Genomic DNA, 20,877 nt, shown 5'->3' on the forward strand with positions numbered 1-20,877 from the left:
ATTCTTATTTTAGTTAGGGAGGTGTAAGTTAGCTTTTTTGTAACGATAACAAGTAAGCTTTGGTTCGCGCTGGGTAATTTGTAAAAATTCCGTCTATGCCATACTCAAGCATTAGCGCTATATCTTGTTCTCTATCGACCGTATAAGCATAAATCTTTAAGCCTCTTTTTTTTGCATCATCGGCAAAAGCCTTATTTATAAAGGTTTTATCTGCATGTACGCTATAAGCGTTTAAATCACTTGCAAACTTTGCATAGTTAATTGGAATAGAAGAAGTAAGGGCGCCTATTTTAAGCCATGGTAGCTTGCTTTTAAGCCACTGTAGTTGATGATGATCAAACGATGATACTAAAATATTCGCTTTCGATATTTTGTTAGCTTCAATATTTTCTTCAAGTTGAGCCACAAACCTTTCTAGTTCAAATGTATGTTTAAGCTCAATATTTAATAAAGATTTATTGTTATTCCAATCAAACAACTGTTGAAGAGTGGGAATTTTTTCACCATTTCCAGCATCAAGTTTAGATAGTTCATGTGCCGTAAAGTTACTCACTCTACCTTTACCGCTGGTGGTTCTATCGAGCCATGAGTCGTGTATTAACATGTAATCATCGATGGAACTTTGAATATCTACTTCAATACCATCAACACCTACTTTTAACGCTTCTAAAATAGCGCTTTTGGTGTTTTCAGGAAAATCCCCACTGGCACCACGGTGTGCAAATACTTTCATTGTCGAGCCTTTTTAGTGATTGACCACGTTTCAAAACAAGCGGCACTAACAATAAGTGCTCCACCAACTAACGTCATAACAGTAGGACGTTCATGAATAATTACTATAGCCAGTATGGTGCCATAAAGTGGTTGTAAGCAAGAAATTAACCCCGCAGTTGCCGCTGATAAATGCTTTAAACTTGCTGCAAATAACGAGTGCGGTGTAGCTGTAAAAATAACACCCGCTATGGCAATTAAAATTAGGTCGTGATGACTAACCTCATATACCGGCACTTCTATAAATGCGCACAGCATAATGCTTGCCACTAAGGTTTGATAAAACATCGTTTGCGGGCCACCATATTGGCTAAAGTAGCGCTTATGGGTAATGTTTCTGATTGAAAAAAACAATGCCGATATCACACCTGTTATTACACCTAAGGTTACATCGTCGCCCAAGTTTGCACTTGGTACTAACAGGTAAATCCCTAAAACAACCACCGCCGCACTTATTATATCTTTTGCTTTTGGCCTGCTTTTATTAAATAAGGGCTCTAAAAATACCGTCATTACGGGGTAGCTAAAAAATGCCAACATCCCAATTGTTATACCGGCCATTTGCATACCAGCAAAATAGGTTACCCAGTGAATACCCACCGCAACACCTAAAAATAATGCAATAAGGTAGTCTTTAGGCTTGTTTAGTTTAATTTGTTTTTTTTGAAAATACAGCATGGCTAAAATAGCCATTCCTGCAATTGCAGTTCTGTAAACGGTAATATCTAAAGCATTTAAACCAATAAGCTTGGCAAATAAAGCGGTTCCGCCAAAAAGTAATACCGCTATGTGCAAATAAATTAAACTTTGCTGCTGAGATTGCATTTAGTTTCCTTGTTGTACTTTTTGAACATATTAACATTGCTTAAAAATTCTTAAGATGAATTTTTTTATCGCATGACAAATGTCATAAAAGTTGATGACACTTCACACTCTTATTATTTTTGTACGCTGGCATAGTTACCTTACTCAACAGGGGATAATTATGAATTCTTTAATTTTAATCAGCTTAACTATTAATGAAGTGCTAGAGGCATTAAGTTTTACGATTACGTACGCAGATTGCTTTATGCTGGCATGCATTTTTATGTTATTTATATTTATTAATAAAAATAGTCCTATAAGTAAAAATAATATGCCAGAGGTATTTGTATGAGCTCGCTTAACTCCTTTTCTCAACAAAGTGATAAAGGTTTTTGGAAATATGGGCATTTAATTTTTACAGGCTTTTATTTACTCCCATTAATAATTAATTTTGCGAGCTTTACTGCTAACCAAATAACGATGTCTTTAGCCTTTTATGTTGCTTTTATTCTTTTATATGTAAAAGCAATAAACTGCAAAAGTGCAGGGGTGACCAAGTTGTTTGTAGCCATGCTATTAATTTGTTTTTGCGCTACTTTTTACACCACAGGTACTCCTACTTTATTTGGCTTTGCAGCCTACGTAGCAGGCTATGCATACAACTACCATCAAAGAATTTATGCTGCACTCGCGATTATATCTACGGTTTTATTAAGCGCATATATTGGTGATATAGGGAAGGTTCAATACTTTTTAGCCGTTGCTTTGATTTTATGTGCAGCCTTATTTAGTTACGGTATTGCAGCTAAAAGAGAGAGCCTGTACAAAAAACGTGAGCAAGAAAGCGCTAACCAATTAGAGCAATTAGCAGCAATTGCTGAGCGTGAACGGATAGCCCGCGACTTGCACGATATTTTAGGTCACTCACTGTCATCTATTGCTTTAAAAGCTGAGCTTGCAAATAAATTAAACCAAGGTGAGCGTTACGCTCAAGCAAATAGCGAAATTGCACAAGTGGCCGATCTGGCAAGGCAGTTACTCAGTGATGTAAGAAGCGCCGTTAGTGATTTAAAACAGCTTAACCTTGTTAGCCAAGTAGCACAGTTAAAACAAAGATTAATAGAACAAGACTTTAACGTTTCATTTAATGTAGTTTTAAATACTCTACCCGCTAAAGTAGAGGGCATCGCAGGCCTTATAATTAAAGAAGCCGTTACCAATTTGCTACGTCATAGCAGCACAAAAAATTGCGAAATAAATATAGAACAAACAGCGCAGCAGCTACTCATTACCGTTATTGATCGTGCACCGTGCTCTACATTAAATTCGGGCAATGGCCTAAATGGTATTAAAGAGCGAGCAGAGCAACTTAATGGCAGTGCAACATTTACCTGTGGCGATATTTTTACTTTAAATGTAATGCTACCAATTTCAGCTAAGGATTTACAATGATCAGAGTGTATTTAGTGGAAGATCAAGCGCTTGTGCGCGACGCAGTAGCAGCATTGTTAGGACTCGATTTTAATATTGAGATTATTGGGCAAGCAAGTAACGGGCAAGATGCACTTAATGCAATTGAAGCGCTTGATAGTGATTTACATCCCGATATAATTTTAACCGATATAGAAATGCTAACTATGAATGGTATAGAGCTGAGTGAAAAAATAGCCGCTAAGTTCCCCGCTATAAAAATGGTTATTATGACCACATTCTCTCGTGCGGGTTATATTAGGCGAGCGCTTATAGCAGGTGTTAAAGGTTTTATTTTAAAAGAAGCACCCAGTGAAGAGCTAATAAATGCGCTTAAAAAAGTAATGCAGGGACAAAAAGTGATAGACCCAGAGCTTGCTATTAATGCATTAGACGACGCAGATCCACTTACCGATAAAGAACGCAAAGCACTTAAACTTGCAAGCGACGGCCTTAAAACAAGCGACATAGCCAAGCAGTTATTTATAAGTGAAGGTACCACACGTAATTATTTATCAGACGCTATTGCTAAGTTAAACGCCACTAACCGTATAGATGCTGCGCGTATAGCTAAACAAAAAGGATGGCTTTAAATAGTGGGTTTATAAATTATAAGCAAAGTATTACTATGTTACTTATAAAAGTAACGAACAGTGCTTAAAGTTAGCTTAAAAAGCGTTAAAAGAGGGTTTAATGGCAAATCTAATAGAACTAATAACTAAAAATAGTACTGCAATACTCACTATGAATACCGCTGAAAACCGCCACAATCCAGCGTTTGTGGCTGAGTTTAATTTACATCTTGACCACATTGAGGCAGATCAAAATATTAAGTCAGTTATTTTAACGTCCTCGAGTGACAAAAACTGGTCATTAGGCATCGACCTTCAATGGATGTCCAATCCAAGTATTTTACCTGCAGCTATTTCTGACTTTATGATTCAAATAAGTGACTTGTTTAAGCGCATAGTTACTTTTCCTATGCCTATTATTGCTGCGTTAAACGGGCATACCTATGGCAATGGTGCTGTGCTTGCGTGTGCGTGCGATTTTAGATTTATGAAGTCAGATAAAGGCTTCTTTTGTTTTCCTGAAGTGGATGTAATGGTGCCGTTTGTACCGTCGATGTTTCCTATAATTAATAAAGCTATTTCGCAAACATTCTTTAATCGTTTAGCTATGTCAGGAGAGCGTGTTGGTGCACAGCAGTTGCTAGACAATAAAGTGGTTGAAGCTGTGTTTGCAAATAACGACGAACTACAAGCGGGTGCACTTGAGTTTGCCCAGCAGTTTAATAAAAACCGCTGGATTTACGCTCAAAATAAATCACAAATGAATAAGCAAATTTTGCTTACAATGAAAGAAGAAGACCCAAGCTTTATTGATAATATAAGTAAACTGCTGTGGAAAAACCTACAAAAAAATAGTATTTAGCGCGAAAGGGTTTTAGCATTGCTACCAGATGACTAAATACTTTGCAGTTAAGGGGGCGTTAAGCCCCATTGCGCTAGATTTTTAAACTATACAGCAAGATAAACAGCAAGGTAAAAGTGCTTTCTTAAAAGTTTAATCGCTTTTACCTGTCTCATTATAACTATATGGGTTAAAATACCTACATAACCAACTAACAAGATAGTGAATGTCAAACCAAGATCCAAATCTCAGTCGAGAACAAGAAAAGTACGAAAACCCAGTCCCTAGTCGTGAGTTTATACTTACTCACCTTCAAGAGCGTTCAAAACCTGCTAACTACGCGCAATTATGTGAAGAACTAGCAGTAAATGATGACGAACGCCAAATAGCATTTAAACGCCGCCTTCGCGCTATGGAGCGTGACGGACAGCTGTATTTTAATAAATTTAAATGCTATGCCCTAATTGACGAAGCCGGTTTAACCAAAGGCAAAGTAATAGGCCACAGAGACGGTTTTGGCTTTTTAGAAGTTGAAGGCGAGAGTAAAGATTGGTTTATTGCTAAGCACCAAATGAATATGGTGTTACATGGCGACATTGTACTAGCTAAAGGCACTAAACGTGGCTCTGGCTCAAAATGCGATGCACGTATTATAAAAGTGCTTACTAACGAGCGCGCGCCAATTGTTGGCCGTTACTTTGTAGAGCATGGTGTTGCCGTTGTGGTAGCTGAAGACCCGCGCATAACGCAAGATATAATGATTTTACCAGGCAACGAAAACGGTGCCCGCCATAACCAAATGGTGCAGGTTAAAATCACTCAAAATCCGAGTCGCAACATGAACGCGGTAGGTAAAATTATTGATGTACTTGGTGAGCATTTAGCCCCAGGTATGGAAATTGAAGTCGCACTGCGCAATCACGATATTCCACATGTATGGCCTGAAGAAGTTGAAGCACAGGTTGCTCACCTAGGTGAGTTTGTTGAAGACGCTGACAAAAAAGGCCGCGTAGATTTACGTGACTTACCACTTGTAACTATTGATGGCGAAGACGCTCGCGACTTTGATGACGCCGTATACTGTGAACCTAAAAAATCGGGTGGCTGGCGCTTATGGGTTGCCATTGCCGATGTATCGCATTACGTAGGAATGAACACGCCGCTTAACAAAGAAGCAATTTTGCGTGGTAACTCAGTGTATTTTCCTGAGCAAGTAATTCCGATGCTACCAAAAGTGCTTTCTAACGGATTATGTTCGCTTAATCCAAAAGTAGATCGCTTATGTATGGTTGCCGAAATGACCGTATCGAGCGCGGGTAAACTTTCGGGCTATAAGTTTTACGAAGCGATAATGAACTCGCATGCGCGTTTAACTTACACCAAAGTAAATGCCATTTTACAAAACGACGAAAAACTACGCGAAGAATACTCAGCCGTAGTGCCACATTTAACTGACTTACAGCAAATGTATATGGCACTTAAAGCTGCACGCCAAGACCGTGGTGCCATTGAGTTTGAAACCCTAGAAACACGTTTTGTATTTAACGCTCAGCGTAAAATAGAATCAATAGTGCCTGTTATTCGTAACGATGCGCACAAACTAATTGAAGAATGTATGATTTTAGCCAACGTATCGGCGGCTAAAATTCTTGAAAAGCACGAAGCAAGCGCGCTTTATCGTGTGCATGACGAACCAGACAGCGAAAAGCTAGGTAACTTTACTAAGTTTTTAGGCGAGTTAGGAATCGAAAGCACATTAAGCGACGAGCCAACACCAAAAGAAATAACCCAAGTATTAGCGCGACTAGGTGACCGCCCAGAAGCCGAACTAATTCAAACTATGCTACTGCGTTCAATGAAACAAGCTGTATATCAGCCAGATAACATTGGTCACTTTGGTTTAGCGTTATCGGCTTATGCGCACTTTACATCGCCAATACGTCGTTACCCAGATTTAGTAGTACATCGTGCTATTAAAGCAGTTATAAAAGCACAAGGTCAGCAAACGTCTGGCGAATACGCTTATACCGACGACGAAGTTGATCAACTAGGTGAGCAGTGTTCTACCACAGAGCGCCGCGCCGATGATGCAACTCGCGAAGTAGCCGACTGGCTTAAATGTGAGTTTATGCAAGATCACGTAGGTGACGAGTTTGACGGTGTTATTTCATCGGTCACTAACTTTGGTTTGTTTATTCGTTTAGACGATTTACAAATTGATGGGCTTATTCATGTTACTAATTTAGGCGACGAGTTTTTTGCGCATGATGCTGCAAAACACACCCTAATAGGTGAGCACTCTCACAAAGTTTATCGCCTTGGCGATAAAGTAACAGTAAAAGTTGCGTCGGTTAGTTTAGACGATCGCCGTATCAACTTAACGCTTAAAGGCGATGTTGCACAAGACAGATACTCACGTCGTCGTGCGCCAAAAAAAGGTTCAGGTAAATCTGAGCATGCGCCAGCAAGTGTGCGTTCGCAATTAAAAGCAGGCAAAGTACCGGGTAAAAAGTCGCACAGCGATGACAAGCCAAAAGGTAAAAAAAAGCCAGCGAATAAAGACAAAGGTAAACCGGCAAATAAGTCTGCAACTAAACCCGCAGATAAAAAAGCAGCAGACACTGCCGTAAAGAAAAAGCCGAAAAAGAAGGCAGTTAAAAAGCCTAAAAGAGCTGGCAAAAATGCCCGTAAAAGTACTAGCCCAGGAGCAGATAATACGTGAGTAATGAATTAATTTTTGGCTTTCACTCTGTTGAAGCAATTTTAGAAAGCGAGCCAGAGCGCTTTGTAGAAATTTACGCCCTTAAAGGTCGTGACGACAAACGCTCAACTCCGATTATTGATGAAGCACGTAAGTTTGGTATTTCAGTACAGTTTATGCAGCGTAAAGCCCTTGATAGCAAATCAAAGGGCGAGCAGCATCAAGGTATTATTGCTAACGTAAAAGCAGCGCCTACGTTTAACGAAAAAGATCTTGATGCGATAATCGCTCGTGAAGACACACCGTTTTTACTTGTGCTTGATGGTATTACCGATCCGCATAACTTAGGCGCATGCCTACGTAGTGCAGACGCTGCTGGTGTTCACGCTATAATTGTACCTAAAGATCGCTCTGCCAAGCTTAACGGCACAGCACGTAAAGTTGCTTGTGGCGCAGCCGAAACAGTACCGCTTATTCAAGTGACTAACCTTGCACGTACGCTTCGCGAAATTAAAGATGCAGGCGTATGGGTTGTAGGCACCGCTGGCGAAACTGATAACCACGTATTTGATGCAAGCTTAACGGGCCCAATGGCGATTGTTATGGGCGCAGAAGGCGAGGGCATGCGACGCTTAACGCGTGAGCATTGCGATATGCTTGTTAAAATCCCAATGGCGGGTACTGTTTCAAGCTTAAACGTATCGGTAGCCACGGGTATTTGTTTGTTTGAAGTATTACGCCAACGTAACGCAAATAACTAATACCTAATTAATAATACCTAATTTAAATTAAGTATTAAAAAAGCCGAGATTGAAATTCAATCTCGGCTTTTTTGTATCTGTAACTTACGCTTTAACTTTGTAAGCTTTGGTAAACGGTTTAATAACAAGGCAATAATTTAGATGTGTAGTGCTTTTACATAAAAAATTATTAACGCTGTTAGTGAACCGTTTAACCAGCTTTCAATTTAGAATGAGTAAGTGTAGCCCATCTGTACAGTACGCGGCTTACCTGGTTGAATGCCACCGTTTGAACGGTTAGCAACGTATGTTTTATCAAACAAGTTATCAACGCTTAGGTATACTTTTTGATTTTCATCGATTAAGTATTTAGCAGCTAAATCCCATACTACGCGGCTATCAATTGCGTTTAAGCCCGACTGCGTTAAGTTAGCATGCGCATCAGATACGTAACGTATTTGGCTGTTAACTACAAACGCAGAAAACTCAGCACCTAACGATAACGCTACTTGGTTTTCTGGTACGTAAGGCATTGCATCGCCTTTTTCTACCGTGCCCCAAATTTCTGAATCAAAATCGTTTTTAAACTCAGAGTCTGTGTAGGTATACGTTAATTTAACTGGGAACATAGCTGTATCAGTTGCAAACGTACGTGCTGCACTAAATTCAAAGCCCGCTACTTCTACTTCACCGTAGTTGTATTGGTCGCCAATGTTGTCGTCGCTACAACCAACCGCTGCAGTACAGTTACCGTGCATGTTGCTGTAGTCAGAGTAAAACGCAATTACTTCACCGCTAAAGCCATCCATATTAAAGCGAGAGCCAAACTCAATGTTTACACTTTCTTCTTCTTCTTGGTCAGCATTACCAGGTGCTGCTGGTGCATAACCTTTTTGAATGCCCGCAAGTAGCGTTACGTTTTCGTTAAGCGTGTAAGTAGCACCTAGTGACGGAACTAAAATTTCAGTGTCGTTCGACACATCTTTAGTTAAACCGTTGCTGCGTGTTGGATCTGATTTAGACCACTCTTCACGCGTAATAGTAATATCTTCATAACGAAGACCTGCACTTACTACTAATGCATCAATTGTCCACTCGTCTTGAATAAACAAAGTACTTGCTTCTGCGCTATCTACACGGTTGCTGTCAGAGCCTGGAATGCCTTGCTCCGTAAGCGTTAAGCTTAGGTCTTGATTAAGTGTGTATTTGTCTTCCCACTGAAAACGATCCATTTCGTCTTCGTGGTAACGCACACCAACAGTCACATAGTGATCGCCTGCAGGAATATGTAATTCAGACTGAATACCTTTAGCTTGGTAATCGCGGTTATTAGCTTTAATACCAATACCTTCAATGCCTTCGCTTGTCGGGTTTGCTTCAAATTCACTGTATTGTTCAAGGTAGCTTTCGCTTACTTTGCTGGCTTTATACCAGTTACGATGAAAATCGTTTAAGTAAGCCGTAGCTAAAAACTCATAGCCATCACCAAAACGGTACGCGTAGTTAAGTTGGTATGCATTGTGGCGAGTATTCATTTCATCGTTTTGCGATGCAGCATAACGACGGTAAGGACTTTCTTGATAGTCTTCGTCAGTTAAGCCCATGTATGTTTCGTCTGATGTTTCGTCAGAGTACTTAATTTTCAGCTCAAGATTATGCGCATCGTTTTGACCAAACGTGTGGCCAAACTTTAATAGTAAATCTGTTTTTTCAAAGCCGGTGTTGTCATTACCTACTGGCAGCTCTTTAAAGCCGTCTGCGCCGTAAGTAAATACTTCAATTAAGCCTGCTGTGTTGTTTTTTTCTTTACCGAAGTAAGCGTGACCTTTGTAGTAACCATCACCACCAAGGGCTGCATCTACCATACCTTTTGAGCTATTTGGCTCAGTAGGTAAGCTGCGCGAAAGTAAGTTTAAAACACCGCCCGTAGTACGCGGGCCGTACTTAACTGATGCCGCGCCTTTTAATACTTCAATAGACTCCATACGACCCGTAGTAGGGAAGTAGTAAGCAGATGGTGCTGAATAGGGTGCTGGCGCAACTAATACACCGTCTTCCATTACCGATATTTTATCGTTACGGCCAGTACCTGTACCGCGCATACCAATATTAGGGCGAAGGCCGTAGCCGTCTTCTTCTTGCACGTAAACGCCCGGAACAGACGCTAAAACGCGAGAAATATCGGTAAACTGGAATTTTTGAAGCTCTTCTTCAGAAATAAACGTAGCCGAACCCGGAATATCGTTAATTGCTTGCTGTGAGCCAATAACGGTAATTTGTTCAAAGCGTTGTTCTTTATCGCTGGTGTCTTTTGCTATTGCAGTAGCACTAAAAGACAAAGCAACCGCAGTTGCCAGGGTAGATACTAAAAACTTAGGGTTCATTGTGTTCCTAATCATGTCAATTATCTAAATTGGCGTAATTTGAACACGTTAACGAATACGAATCAATGTTATTAAGTATTTAATTATTCAGTTTAATAGAACTAAAAACACCAACTTATGCAACTATGTTAACTAAATTGTTTCTTTTGTATTGCTTCATAACTTATAAACTAGTTATAAAGTTTGGATTAGCTATAACCTAAGCGTAGCGCTATAAACTCCGCGAGTTTATCTACAGCATGGTCAGATTCGCCCGAGCTTTTAATTAAACTAATACCAATATTGCCAAGAGTGGGTAAATGTTTGGTTTGAACTTGATAATTAAGCTCGCTAGGTACTGTGCTTTTAGCAAGTACCGTAATGCCTAAGCCTTCTTTTAATGCCGCAATAAGGCCAGTTAAATCGGCGTTGCTATATACAATTCGGTATTTTATGCCTGCATTTTTTAATGCATCAATTGCACGGCGACGATAAATACAGCCCTCTGGTGCGGTAACTAGCGTAACCACATCGTTTTGCGCAAGTGACAGGTCGCCCACCCACACTAATTCGTCTTGCATAAAAATAGGAAACTTATCAGAGTTGAGCCGCTCATTTAGTGCAAGTACTAAATCGAACTGATCTTGCCTTGAGGCCGAAAGCAAATGTTTACTTAAACGCGACTTAACTTCTAACGACACCTCAGGGTAGAGCGCCACAAAGTCGCCAATAATAGAAGGTAAAATACGCGCTGCAAATTCGCTCGGAATACCCAAGCGCACTTTACCTGCGATGTTTTCTGATGTGAACTGCTGCAAAATAGCATCGTTGTGTTGCATCATTTGTTTTGCCATAGGCAATAATAGCTCGCCGTACTGGTTTAATACTTGGCGCTGTCCTTGTTTTTTAAATAGTTTATAGCCAAGCACGTCTTCTAAGCGCTTTATTTGCAAACTGACAGCAGGTTGCGACAAGCCAAGTAAATCGCCTGCTTTAGCAAAGCCACCTATTTCAACTACCATCACAAAAGTACGTAAACCGTCGGTTGATATGTTTTTCATATTTAAAATTACAATTTATATGGCTATATATATAAGTATTATTTATCAATTGATAAAAAATTACAATTTGTTGTTGGTAGGCGTGGGCAATATACTTTTGTAATCGAAAATACACAGGTGTTTGTTATGACTTTTAACCCAATAATGTTTGCCCGCCACAGCAACGCAAGTAGTGCGGTTACTAACGCTTTGCAAACTAACAACAATCACGTTGTAATGGATTTTAGCGGCACCGAAACCAGTGTATTTTTAAGCACTATTTTAGGCCTTGATTTAACGAAGCTTACCGCCAGCGGTTTAGGCTTAAAAGGCACGCTTGATGGCGACTATAATTCTGACTACAGCTTTGCTGTTTATTACTTTAGCGAAACCGCCTTTAGATTTGTACTGCCACACAACGCAAGCCTTCAACTACAAGCACTTATAAACGAGCAACAGCTACGTTTTGATATTGATTATGTAGTACGCACCGATCTGGCAAGTTTTATTTTAAGTGGCGACAACGCGTTTGATACCCTAGTAAACGCTTTTAAATTAACACCAGGTTTGCGCCTTTCTGACGCGCAACTATGCTACGGTGCACAAAGCGGTGATGTATTTGTTACCGCCATTGATAAAAACGACGAACAACACTTTGTATTAGTCGCTAAACAACAAGAACTACAAAAATGGCAAAGCTACATGCAAGCGCAAGGTTTTGCACTTATGCATAGTGAAGCCGCATAACGAATACAAACAACAGGTGAACATAACAATGTTTACCTGTTTTTAATTACGGTTAAGTAAAAACTAATTTAAGCCACGCCCTAAACAGGGTTAATTTAAACGTGAAGGAATGTTATGACTTCTAAAACTGTACTACATGCTAAGCACCTAGAAGCGGGCGCTAAAATGGTTGATTTTCATGGCTGGGAAATGCCAATCAACTACGGCTCACAAATAGAAGAACACAATAGCGTGCGTACCGACGCAGGTATGTTTGACGTATCACACATGACTATTGTTGATATTGAAGGGCCTCAAGCACAAGCATTTTTACGTAAGCTAGTAGCTAACGACGTTGCAAAATTAACCGTACCAGGTAAAGCGCTTTACACAGGCATGCTTAACGAGCAAGGCGGTGTAATAGACGACTTAATTATTTATTTCTTCAGTGAAACTTTTTACCGCTTAGTTGTTAATTCAGCAACGCGCGAAAAAGACCTAGCACATTTAGCTAACGTATCGAGCGACTTTGACGTAACTGTTACAGAGCGCCCAGAGTTTGCAATGATTGCAGTACAAGGCCCTAACGCTAAAGCAAAAACAGCCACACTTTTAAATGCTGAGCAACAAGCAGCCGTTGAAGGTATGAAGCCGTTTTTTGGCGTTCAAGTAGGTGATTTATTTATTGCCACAACGGGTTATACTGGCGAAGACGGTTACGAAATAGTAGTACCGAACGACCAAGCAGCCGATTTATGGCAACAACTGCTAGACGCAGGTGTTAAGCCTGCTGGTTTAGGTGCACGCGACACGCTACGTTTAGAAGCCGGTATGAACCTTTACGGCCTAGATATGGACGAAAGCGTATCACCACTTGCAGCTAACATGGCATGGACCATTGCATGGGAACCAGAAGATCGCGACTTTATTGGCCGTGACGTACTTGTTAAGCAACGCGCAGAAAAAAGCACTGACAAACTAGTTGGCTTAGTGTTTGAAGAAAAAGGCGTTTTGCGTAGCGGTTCTAAAGTAATTGTTGACGGTGGGATAGGTATTATTACATCAGGTACTTTTTCACCAACACTTGGTTTTAGTGTAGCCCTTGCACGTGTACCACGTTCAACAGGCGACACAGCTCAAGTAGAAATGCGTAAAAAATTAGTAAACGTTAAAGTAGTAAAGCCTAGCTTTGTACGTAACGGTAAATCAATAATTTAAATAATTTGGTTATACCAATCACAATAATTATTGCGATTGGTATCCTCCCAATATAAACCAAAGGACAAATAAAATGAGCAATATTCCTAGCGAGTTAAAATACGCACCTTCACACGAGTGGGTTCGCAGTGAAGGCGACGGTACATTTACTGTTGGTATTTCTGAGCATGCACAAGAACTTCTTGGCGACATGGTATTTGTTGAATTACCAGAAGTTGGCGACGAAGTAGACGCTGGCGAAGACTGTGCAGTAGCAGAGTCAGTTAAAGCAGCATCAGACATTTACGCACCTATCAGTGGCGAAATTGTTGCTATTAACGAAGAGCTTGAAGATTCACCAGAAACGGTAAATAGTGACTCTTACGGCGACGGTTGGTTATTCCGTATTAAAGCATCTGACGAGTCTGAGCTAGACAACTTATTAGACGCTGAAGGTTACTCGCACACTATCGACGAAGAATAATAATTTTTTGTAGATAACTAAAAGCCCCGTTTAATGTATAAAAATGGGGCTTTTATGATTTTACAGCGCACAACCCCATACTGAGTGAACTGTTAAATCGTCAAATATTTTAATTAATGCTAGTTACCCATTAGCATTTAGGATCATAGGAATCTGGATTCATGTCAAACGCCAAATCTCTTGAAGAACTAGAGCAAAAGCAAGATTTTATTCGCCGCCATATTGGGCCAAGCCCAGCACAAGTAAGCGATATGCTAAGTGCTTTAGAAGTATCGAGTGTGCAAGAGCTCATTGACCAAACTGTACCTGCAAGCATTCGTCTAGAACAACCGCTAACAGTTGGCGAAAGCCGTACTGAAGTTGAAACACTAAGCTACCTAAAATCAGTAGCCAGCAAAAATAAAGTTTTCAAATCGTACATTGGCCAAGGCTACCACCCAACTAACGTACCGCACGTAATTTTACGTAACGTACTAGAAAATCCAGGTTGGTATACAGCGTACACACCGTATCAGCCAGAGATTGCACAAGGGCGTTTAGAATCATTATTAAACTTCCAAACTATGACCCTAGATTTAACTGGTCTTGATTTAGCAAGTGCATCACTACTTGACGAATCAACAGCGGCTGCAGAGGCTATGGGCCTTGCAAAACGCGTATCAAAAGCTAAAAAAGCCAATGCCTTTTTTATCGCCGACGACGTACACACACAAACAATCGACGTAGTAACAACGCGTGCAGAGCAGTTTGGTTTTGAAATAATTGTAGGTAAAGCAGAAGATGCCGTTAACCACGACATTTTTGGCGCATTGTTCCAATACCCAACTACATCAGGCGAAGTGGTAGACATAACTGACCTAATTGCTGGCGTACAAAGCAAAAAGGCCATTGCCTGTGTTGCTGCCGACATAATGAGTTTATTACTATTAAAAGCACCGGGTAAGCTAGGCGCAGACGTAGTACTTGGTTCGGCTCAACGTTTTGGCGTACCTATGGGTTACGGCGGTCCACACGCTGCATTTTTTGCAACACGTGACGCATACAAACGTTCATTACCAGGTCGTATTATTGGTGTATCTAAAGACCGTTTAGGTAACGACGCACTACGTATGGCAATGCAAACGCGCGAACAACACATTCGCCGCGACAAAGCCAACTCAAACATTTGTACAGCGCAAGTATTACTTGCCAATATGGCAGCGTTTTACGCGGTGTACCACGGCCCACAAGGCTTAAAAACTATCGCGCAGCGTATACATCGCTTTGCTGATATTTTAGCAAGTGGCCTAAAAGCTAAAGGCATAGCACTTAAGCACAGCACTTGGTTTGATACGTTAACAGTAGTAAGCGACAGCAAAGCAGACGTAACAGCGCGTGCAATTGCACACGGCGTTAACTTTGCAACAAACCACGACGGCGAGTACTCAATTTCGGTATCAGAAACAACAACACGTGCCGATGTAGCTGAGTTATTCGATATTATTTTAGGCGAAGGCCATGGCCTAAGTGTTGACGCTATTGCAGCCGACGTTGAAGCAAATGGCAGCGAGTCAATTCCTGCAAGTTTAGTACGTGACGACGAAGTACTAACGCATCCAAACTTTAACAGCTATCACAGCGAAACAGACATGCTTCGCTACATTAAGCGACTAGAAAGCAAAGACTTATCGCTTAATCACTCAATGATCTCGTTAGGCTCATGTACCATGAAACTAAACGCGACTGCTGAGATGATCCCAATTACGTGGCCGGAGTTTGCAAACCTTCACCCATTCTGCCCGCTAGATCAAGCAGAGGGTTACCAAATAATGATTGGCGAGCTACACGACTGGCTAGTAAACATTACCGGTTACGATGCAGTATCACTTCAGCCAAACTCTGGTGCACAAGGTGAATACGCAGGCTTAATCGCGATTCGTAAATACCACGAGTCACGCGGCGATGCACACCGTAATGTATGTTTAATCCCAAGCTCTGCGCACGGTACTAACCCTGCATCAGCGCAAATGGCGAGCATGAAAATTGTAGTAGTTAACTGCGATAAAAACGGTAACGTAGACATGAGCGACCTTAAAGCGAAAGCTGAAGAAGTTGCTGAAAACTTATCGTGTATTATGATCACATACCCGTCTACGCATGGCGTATACGAAGAAACAATTCGCGAAATTTGTGACATTATTCATGAGCACGGCGGCCAAGTTTACATGGACGGCGCAAACATGAACGCACAAGTTGGCGTAACAAGCCCAGGCTTTATTGGCTCAGATGTATCGCACTTAAACTTGCACAAAACATTTTGTATTCCACACGGTGGCGGTGGTCCAGGTGTTGGTCCAATTGGCGTTAAATCGCACCTTGCGCCGTTTATGCCAAACCACAGCGTAATTAACGTACCAGGTACTAACATCGGTAACGGTGCGGTATCGGCAGCGCCTTACGGCTCAGCCGCTATTTTACCTATTTCATGGGCTTACATCACCATGATGGGCAGCGAGGGCTTAAAACAAGCCACTGAAATGGCAATCGTTAATGCTAACTACTTAACGCATGAGCTAAGCAAGCACTTCCCAATTTTATACCGTGGTCGTAACAACCGTGTTGCTCACGAATGTATTGTTGATTTACGCCCGCTTAAAGAGCAATCAGGCATTACTGAAATGGACGTAGCTAAGCGCTTGCAAGATTACGGCTTTCATTCACCAACGATGTCGTTCCCAGTAGCTGGTACATTAATGATTGAGCCAACTGAGTCTGAGTCAAAAGGCGAGATTGACCGCTTTATCGAAGCAATGGTATCGATTAAAGGCGAAATTGAAAAAGTAATCTCTGGCGAATGGTCAATCGAAAACAACCCGCTAGTATTTGCACCGCATACACAAGGCGACGTGTTAGGTAACGAATGGGACCGCGCATACGACCGTTTTTACGCTGCATTCCCAGTGCCTGCAGTGGCTAAAAACAAGTTTTGGCCAACCGTTACACGTATAGATGACGTATACGGCGACCGTAACTTAGTATGTTCATGCCCAGCGGTTGAGACATATCGCGATTAAGAGCATAGACTAATTTTTTGACCTTTAATGGTACGTAAGTTCCATTATAGTTTGGGAATTTATCAAAATTATAAAAGCCGTTGCAGCAATGCAACGGCTTTTTTGTGTGTGGTGAACAACCATAAATTATATGTGCGTAGGTTGGGAAGAGTGCAACGAAACCCAACAAATCACAAATATACTTACTCGCTCAAAAGCCAAGAGTATGTGTTATTTATTGTAGGCGTTTAGCTTGCTGACGCGCTGGCGGCAGCCTTAAAGTTATAAATAACATTGTGCGCTTGTAGCTTTTAGGCTACATTTATTCAGCAAGTTGAATAAATAGGAGTAATTACTATGTCGCTACAAACATCAGATTTTAACCCGTTTGACTATATGGAAACACAGCAAGAAATTAATACATTTTTAGAAGAGTGTTTAGCTGATGACGATCCAAATACCTTTATTGAAGCGCTTGGCTTATTAGTTAAAAAGCATGGCGTGAGTGATATTGCTAAAGCAACGGGATTAAACCGTGAAAGCTTATATAAGGCAGTTAACGGTAAAACCAAGCCACGTTGGGAAACTATTTTTAAAGTGATGAAAGCACTTAACTTTCGCCTTACAACACAAGTTGCATAGGCTGGGAAGAGTGTAACGAAACCCAACGAATCACAAATATACTTACTCGCTTAAAAGCCAATAGTATGTGCTATTTAATGTAGGCGTTTAGCTTGCTGACGCGCGGGCGGCAGCCCGAATAAGTATTTGAATAGGTGCTTGAGGTTATCATCACCGATAACGCGAATACGCTTGGTACTCCTAGAAATTAGAAACCTTATTCAAGGTTTTGTCGCGCTGGCGACGGCAGCCAAAGAGGGGCTGCCGCTGGTCCCTCTCTGGACGCTCTCAGCGCCACCCGAGCATCACGCTATTTCCCTCAAACCACAATTGATGTGAACGTAAACGCCATGAAAGCACATCCATGTGCAAGCATGGCTTTCATTTCATCCATGAAATGCATTACTCATCAATTGCTTATTTTCAGGGCGTGATGACGGGGGAGGGTGTTAAACGTGAGGTTGGTGTTTGGTCTTGGCAATAAACAAGACCTGAACCTCTGCGTTTTTTCTTTATAGAAAAAGTCAATTTCGATAATTTAAGTTGTTATCTTTGTGTTATCGTTAGTTAAATTTCGCTTAGTTGTTTTGTGTATCTATGATTTTTTCATTACCTTTAATTGGTATGTTGTTATTTATCGCTTTATCCTTTCTTTTATGGCTGAAATGGCGAATGAAGGCATCGAAAGCCAAATTTGCTTTAACAGTTGTTTCATCAATAGTGCTTTGCTTTGTGTTTGGATTGTCTTCAATGTCATCTACTTTACCAGCTGCGATACTATCTAAATTTTCAGAAGCTCTAGGCTATGGGCCAATTACAACGAGTGCACCGTCAGTCATTACTTTTATAACTACTTTAATAGCTATTTTTTTTATATATAAATTTGGCGTAAAAGCTATTAAAAACTGGGAAGCCCCACCAAGAGTCTCTGAATTAGAATTAGAAGAGAGGTGTTTAAATAATAATGTTGCTGCATTAAGTATGGAGCAGATAAAATTACTTTTAAAAAGGCAGTCAGATCCTATAGCTAGCGATGCTGCTAGTAACTGGAAAGAAAAGCTAGCTGAAACACCAAAACCAATAGAAAGAAAAGATCTCTTGCGTGATATGTTGGTTTCAGCATTAAGCGAGTTAAGGCTTCCTGATGATGGCTGGAGAAATGAAGATAAAATATGGGTAGGTGAGATTCTAGGATTGACTAAAGAACAGAGAAAAAAAGTTATTGTTTTAATTTTAGATGATGTTAAAGATGTTATTAATATTAATACTCGTGTTAATAATGTTCAGTTAAGGCATGGAACGCTTGAAAATTATCGAGTGTTTGCAATATATTTATCACTTAAAGATGCGGATTGTAATGTTAAAGAACTTTGTGTAAATGGTGTGAAAGTAGAGATTTACTCTTCTCGGCAACTAATCCTTATGGGGTTAGATTTACATAATTATGCAAGAGAGCTTGTTATTGCCTTCGAAAATACTCTTGTAGGTGGAACAAGTGCTACATTGCAAGATTCATTTGTTGATTTGAATATTACAACTAATGTGGACGGCTCACACTCAATACCTTTTGATGAAAGCTTTAAGAATTGGTTGGATCGTTATAGTAATGGTCATGTCGCAGTAACTGGGGAGTATGGGCAAGGTAAAAGTACTGTGTTAATGAAATATTGCGTTGATTGGGCAAAGAAATTTCTAGCTACGGGTAATATAGAAGAGCGTGTCCCTTTATTGATCGAGTTGCGCGGACAAAGCCCGTGTGAATCGGATCCTTTAACTTTTATTTCTTCATGGTGTACACGATATCGCCTTTTACCCCAGCAAGTAATGAATTTGATAAAATCAGGTGAGGCTGTTGTTATTTTTGAAGGCTTTGATGAATTAAGAAATGCTGGAAGAGAATTTTATCGCCATCAACATTTTAATGCACTTTGGAAATTTGCATACCCAAATACTAAATTAGTTTTTACTGGACGCCCTAATTTCTTTTTGGATGAAGAAGAGGTAAATAGAACTTTAAGGACTCAAGTTAACAGAGGGGTTAGTGGAGAAAGTTATACAGAAGTTTGGAGCCTTAAAAAGCTTACAACAGAACAAATTGAATTTGCATGTAGAAGTTTTGAACCAGACGTCAGAGGTGGAATTATTTCTGCAATTGCGGATAATGAAGACTTTTTTGATATTGTAAGCCGACCATCTATGTTGCCAGTTGTCGCTACAATCTGGCCACAAATAGCAGAGTTGCAATTAGCGGGAGCGCAACTAACAGGTGCAGATCTAATTGAGAGATACGTTCAGGCTGTTTTTTCAAGAAAGGAAGTTGAGTTAGAAAGGGATAGAGTTAGGCTTGATGCACCGTCGGGCTCTAGATACCTAGTATTACCTAAACAAGTAAGAGAATTACTGACAATATGCGTTGCGTGGAAAATGTCAGGATTAAAGTATAAAAATACAATATCACGCTCTGAAATCTCAGATATGGTTCGAGAAACATACGAAATCATCGTCACTTTGAGTAAGGCCGAAGGTGTTTCAACTGATGTAGCTCATGGGGTTATTGAATTTGAAAAGCGTTATTCAGAAGACACCCTTGCTGATAGAATTGAAATGATAACTACCGAGATTTGTAGTGCTGGTCTCTTAATTAATGATACTGCAGGTGGTACAACTAACCTTAGGTTTCCTCACAAGCAGTTTTTTGAATTTTTGGTGGCAAAAGGAATAGCAATAATATCTGATCCTAATGATTATAGAGCTTCTGTAGTGCTATCCAATTCATCAAATGAGAAAAGTATATTTACTAGGCTTAGAAATGAAAATAACTCAATTAACTATCTATCAGAATGTATTGGTCAAGATTTAAAAAGGGTTTTATCAAATTTTACAAGGATCTATGTGGCTATTGAGTTCCTATTGATTTTGCTTTTACACAAAACCTTAGAGGTTAGCCATTTAATTTCTAATAAATTAACAAAGGAGATTGGTGAAAAAAACGAACTGACAAATAAATATAATAACTTTTTTGAAGAAGTAAGCTCTCAGGTTATTTATAATTCTTCACGGGTTTTTATAATAATGTTTTCAATCCCTATATTTTTAACTCTCATTGTGCTTTTTGGCTTAGACGAATTAAAACAAACAAACATACTTCCAATCGTATCGTTCTTGTTACCAATAATTACCCTACATTTACTCATTTTGTTGAAGGGACCTGAGCGAGGAGGAGAGGTTATCATTAAATTGCTAAGGGCTCATTGGAATCGTGCAGGGCAAAAGCCAAAAAACATAAAGCATGAGTTAAATCTTGCCATCAGGTCTATGCTTAAAGGTGAAGTAGTTTTTCCTAATAATAAAGTAGATTCTGACGCCAATTATAGTTTGTTTGTTTATCCAGCCAAAGTTTTTGGTACATGTAAAAAACAAAAGGGTTAAATCGAGACTGCATACAAAAAAACAAAGAAAACCAAAGAGGTCACCCATTAGAAAGTTCCGGTCAACCAGGCACATTTGTTTTCTTG

At 40.2% G+C, this 20,877-nt stretch carries 15 protein-coding genes; 11 read left to right on the top strand and 4 right to left on the bottom strand.

The genetic code is table 11. The features are described 5' to 3' along the window. Nucleotides 1-28: 28 nt before the first annotated feature. Nucleotides 29-733, bottom strand: a complete 705-nt coding sequence (locus I6F48_RS00910; protein ID WP_165740593.1) for a glycerophosphodiester phosphodiesterase — start codon at nt 731-733, stop codon at nt 29-31. After that, nucleotides 730-1,596, bottom strand: a complete 867-nt coding sequence (locus tag I6F48_RS00915; protein ID WP_010554316.1) for a DMT family transporter — start codon at nt 1,594-1,596, stop codon at nt 730-732. The genes I6F48_RS00910 and I6F48_RS00915 overlap by 4 nt, the downstream gene beginning before the upstream one ends. Nucleotides 1,597-1,923: 327 nt before the next feature. Between I6F48_RS00915 and I6F48_RS00920 the strand changes: the two genes are divergently transcribed. The 5 genes from I6F48_RS00920 to rlmB all read left to right on the top strand — a co-directional run bounded on the left by I6F48_RS00920 (nt 1,924) and on the right by rlmB (nt 7,920). Further along, the gene (locus I6F48_RS00920; protein WP_165727667.1) at nt 1,924-3,027 is read left to right on the top strand and encodes a sensor histidine kinase; all 1,104 of its coding nucleotides are present in this window, start codon (nt 1,924-1,926) and stop codon (nt 3,025-3,027) included. Next, nucleotides 3,024-3,638, top strand: coding sequence for a response regulator transcription factor (locus tag I6F48_RS00925; protein WP_197118620.1), 615 nt, complete (start codon nt 3,024-3,026; stop codon nt 3,636-3,638). The genes I6F48_RS00920 and I6F48_RS00925 overlap by 4 nt, the downstream gene beginning before the upstream one ends. A 100-nt stretch (nt 3,639-3,738) precedes the next feature. Beyond that, complete coding sequence (locus I6F48_RS00930) at nt 3,739-4,479, top strand: enoyl-CoA hydratase/isomerase family protein (RefSeq protein ID WP_197118621.1); 741 nt, start codon at nt 3,739-3,741, stop codon at nt 4,477-4,479. A 205-nt stretch (nt 4,480-4,684) separates the two neighbouring features. Next, entirely contained in the window at nt 4,685-7,180 is a 2,496-nt protein-coding gene (gene rnr / locus I6F48_RS00935; RefSeq protein WP_007579938.1) for a ribonuclease R, read from the top strand. Continuing rightward, entirely contained in the window at nt 7,177-7,920 is a 744-nt protein-coding gene (rlmB, locus tag I6F48_RS00940; RefSeq protein WP_007378377.1) for a 23S rRNA (guanosine(2251)-2'-O)-methyltransferase RlmB, read from the top strand. The genes rnr and rlmB overlap by 4 nt, the downstream gene beginning before the upstream one ends. A gap of 206 nt (nt 7,921-8,126) precedes the next feature. Here rlmB and I6F48_RS00945 read toward each other — a convergent pair whose 3' ends face one another. Further along, on the bottom strand, nt 8,127-10,283 hold the full coding sequence (locus I6F48_RS00945; protein ID WP_197118622.1) for a TonB-dependent receptor family protein: 2,157 nt from the start codon (nt 10,281-10,283) through the stop codon (nt 8,127-8,129). Nucleotides 10,284-10,471: 188 nt separating this feature from the next. Next, nucleotides 10,472-11,323 carry a LysR family transcriptional regulator gene (locus I6F48_RS00950; protein ID WP_024607170.1) on the bottom strand — a complete coding sequence of 284 codons (852 nt, stop codon included), beginning with the start codon at nt 11,321-11,323 and terminating at the stop codon, nt 10,472-10,474. Between the two features lie 126 nt (nt 11,324-11,449). Between I6F48_RS00950 and I6F48_RS00955 the strand changes: the two genes are divergently transcribed. From I6F48_RS00955 to I6F48_RS00980, 6 genes are all read left to right on the top strand, one after another. Beyond that, nucleotides 11,450-12,049, top strand: coding sequence for a hypothetical protein (locus I6F48_RS00955; protein ID WP_165740687.1), 600 nt, complete (start codon nt 11,450-11,452; stop codon nt 12,047-12,049). Between the two features lie 114 nt (nt 12,050-12,163). Further along, entirely contained in the window at nt 12,164-13,246 is a 1,083-nt protein-coding gene (gene gcvT / locus I6F48_RS00960; RefSeq protein WP_121955113.1) for a glycine cleavage system aminomethyltransferase GcvT, read from the top strand. A 73-nt stretch (nt 13,247-13,319) separates the two neighbouring features. Further along, on the top strand, nt 13,320-13,709 hold the full coding sequence (gene gcvH / locus I6F48_RS00965; protein WP_024592874.1) for a glycine cleavage system protein GcvH: 390 nt from the start codon (nt 13,320-13,322) through the stop codon (nt 13,707-13,709). Between the two features lie 161 nt (nt 13,710-13,870). Beyond that, on the top strand, nt 13,871-16,762 hold the full coding sequence (gene gcvP, locus I6F48_RS00970) for an aminomethyl-transferring glycine dehydrogenase (RefSeq protein WP_197118623.1): 2,892 nt from the start codon (nt 13,871-13,873) through the stop codon (nt 16,760-16,762). A 336-nt stretch (nt 16,763-17,098) separates the two neighbouring features. After that, nucleotides 17,099-17,383 carry an addiction module antidote protein gene (locus tag I6F48_RS00975; protein ID WP_197118624.1) on the top strand — a complete coding sequence of 95 codons (285 nt, stop codon included), beginning with the start codon at nt 17,099-17,101 and terminating at the stop codon, nt 17,381-17,383. 576 nt (nt 17,384-17,959) lie between these two features. Beyond that, complete coding sequence (locus I6F48_RS00980; protein ID WP_197118625.1) at nt 17,960-20,791, top strand: NACHT domain-containing protein; 2,832 nt, start codon at nt 17,960-17,962, stop codon at nt 20,789-20,791. Nucleotides 20,792-20,877: the final 86 nt, after the last annotated feature.

This window comes from Pseudoalteromonas sp. SWYJ118 (assembly GCF_015864505.1).
Classification (GTDB): Bacteria; Pseudomonadota; Gammaproteobacteria; order Enterobacterales; family Alteromonadaceae; genus Pseudoalteromonas; species Pseudoalteromonas arctica.

Coding starts and splice junctions, on each gene's coding strand:
- I6F48_RS00910 (WP_165740593.1), bottom strand. CDS start 733: ATGAAAGTATTTGCACACCGTGGTGCCAGTGGGGATTTTCCTGAAAAC.
- I6F48_RS00915 (WP_010554316.1), bottom strand. CDS start 1,596: ATGCAATCTCAGCAGCAAAGTTTAATTTATTTGCACATAGCGGTATTA.
- I6F48_RS00920 (WP_165727667.1), top strand. CDS start 1,924: ATGAGCTCGCTTAACTCCTTTTCTCAACAAAGTGATAAAGGTTTTTGG.
- I6F48_RS00925 (WP_197118620.1), top strand. CDS start 3,024: ATGATCAGAGTGTATTTAGTGGAAGATCAAGCGCTTGTGCGCGACGCA.
- I6F48_RS00930 (WP_197118621.1), top strand. CDS start 3,739: ATGGCAAATCTAATAGAACTAATAACTAAAAATAGTACTGCAATACTC.
- rnr (WP_007579938.1), top strand. CDS start 4,685: ATGTCAAACCAAGATCCAAATCTCAGTCGAGAACAAGAAAAGTACGAA.
- I6F48_RS00945 (WP_197118622.1), bottom strand. CDS start 10,283: ATGAACCCTAAGTTTTTAGTATCTACCCTGGCAACTGCGGTTGCTTTG.
- I6F48_RS00950 (WP_024607170.1), bottom strand. CDS start 11,323: ATGAAAAACATATCAACCGACGGTTTACGTACTTTTGTGATGGTAGTT.
- I6F48_RS00955 (WP_165740687.1), top strand. CDS start 11,450: ATGACTTTTAACCCAATAATGTTTGCCCGCCACAGCAACGCAAGTAGT.
- gcvT (WP_121955113.1), top strand. CDS start 12,164: ATGACTTCTAAAACTGTACTACATGCTAAGCACCTAGAAGCGGGCGCT.
- gcvH (WP_024592874.1), top strand. CDS start 13,320: ATGAGCAATATTCCTAGCGAGTTAAAATACGCACCTTCACACGAGTGG.
- gcvP (WP_197118623.1), top strand. CDS start 13,871: ATGTCAAACGCCAAATCTCTTGAAGAACTAGAGCAAAAGCAAGATTTT.
- I6F48_RS00975 (WP_197118624.1), top strand. CDS start 17,099: ATGTCGCTACAAACATCAGATTTTAACCCGTTTGACTATATGGAAACA.
- I6F48_RS00980 (WP_197118625.1), top strand. CDS start 17,960: ATGATTTTTTCATTACCTTTAATTGGTATGTTGTTATTTATCGCTTTA.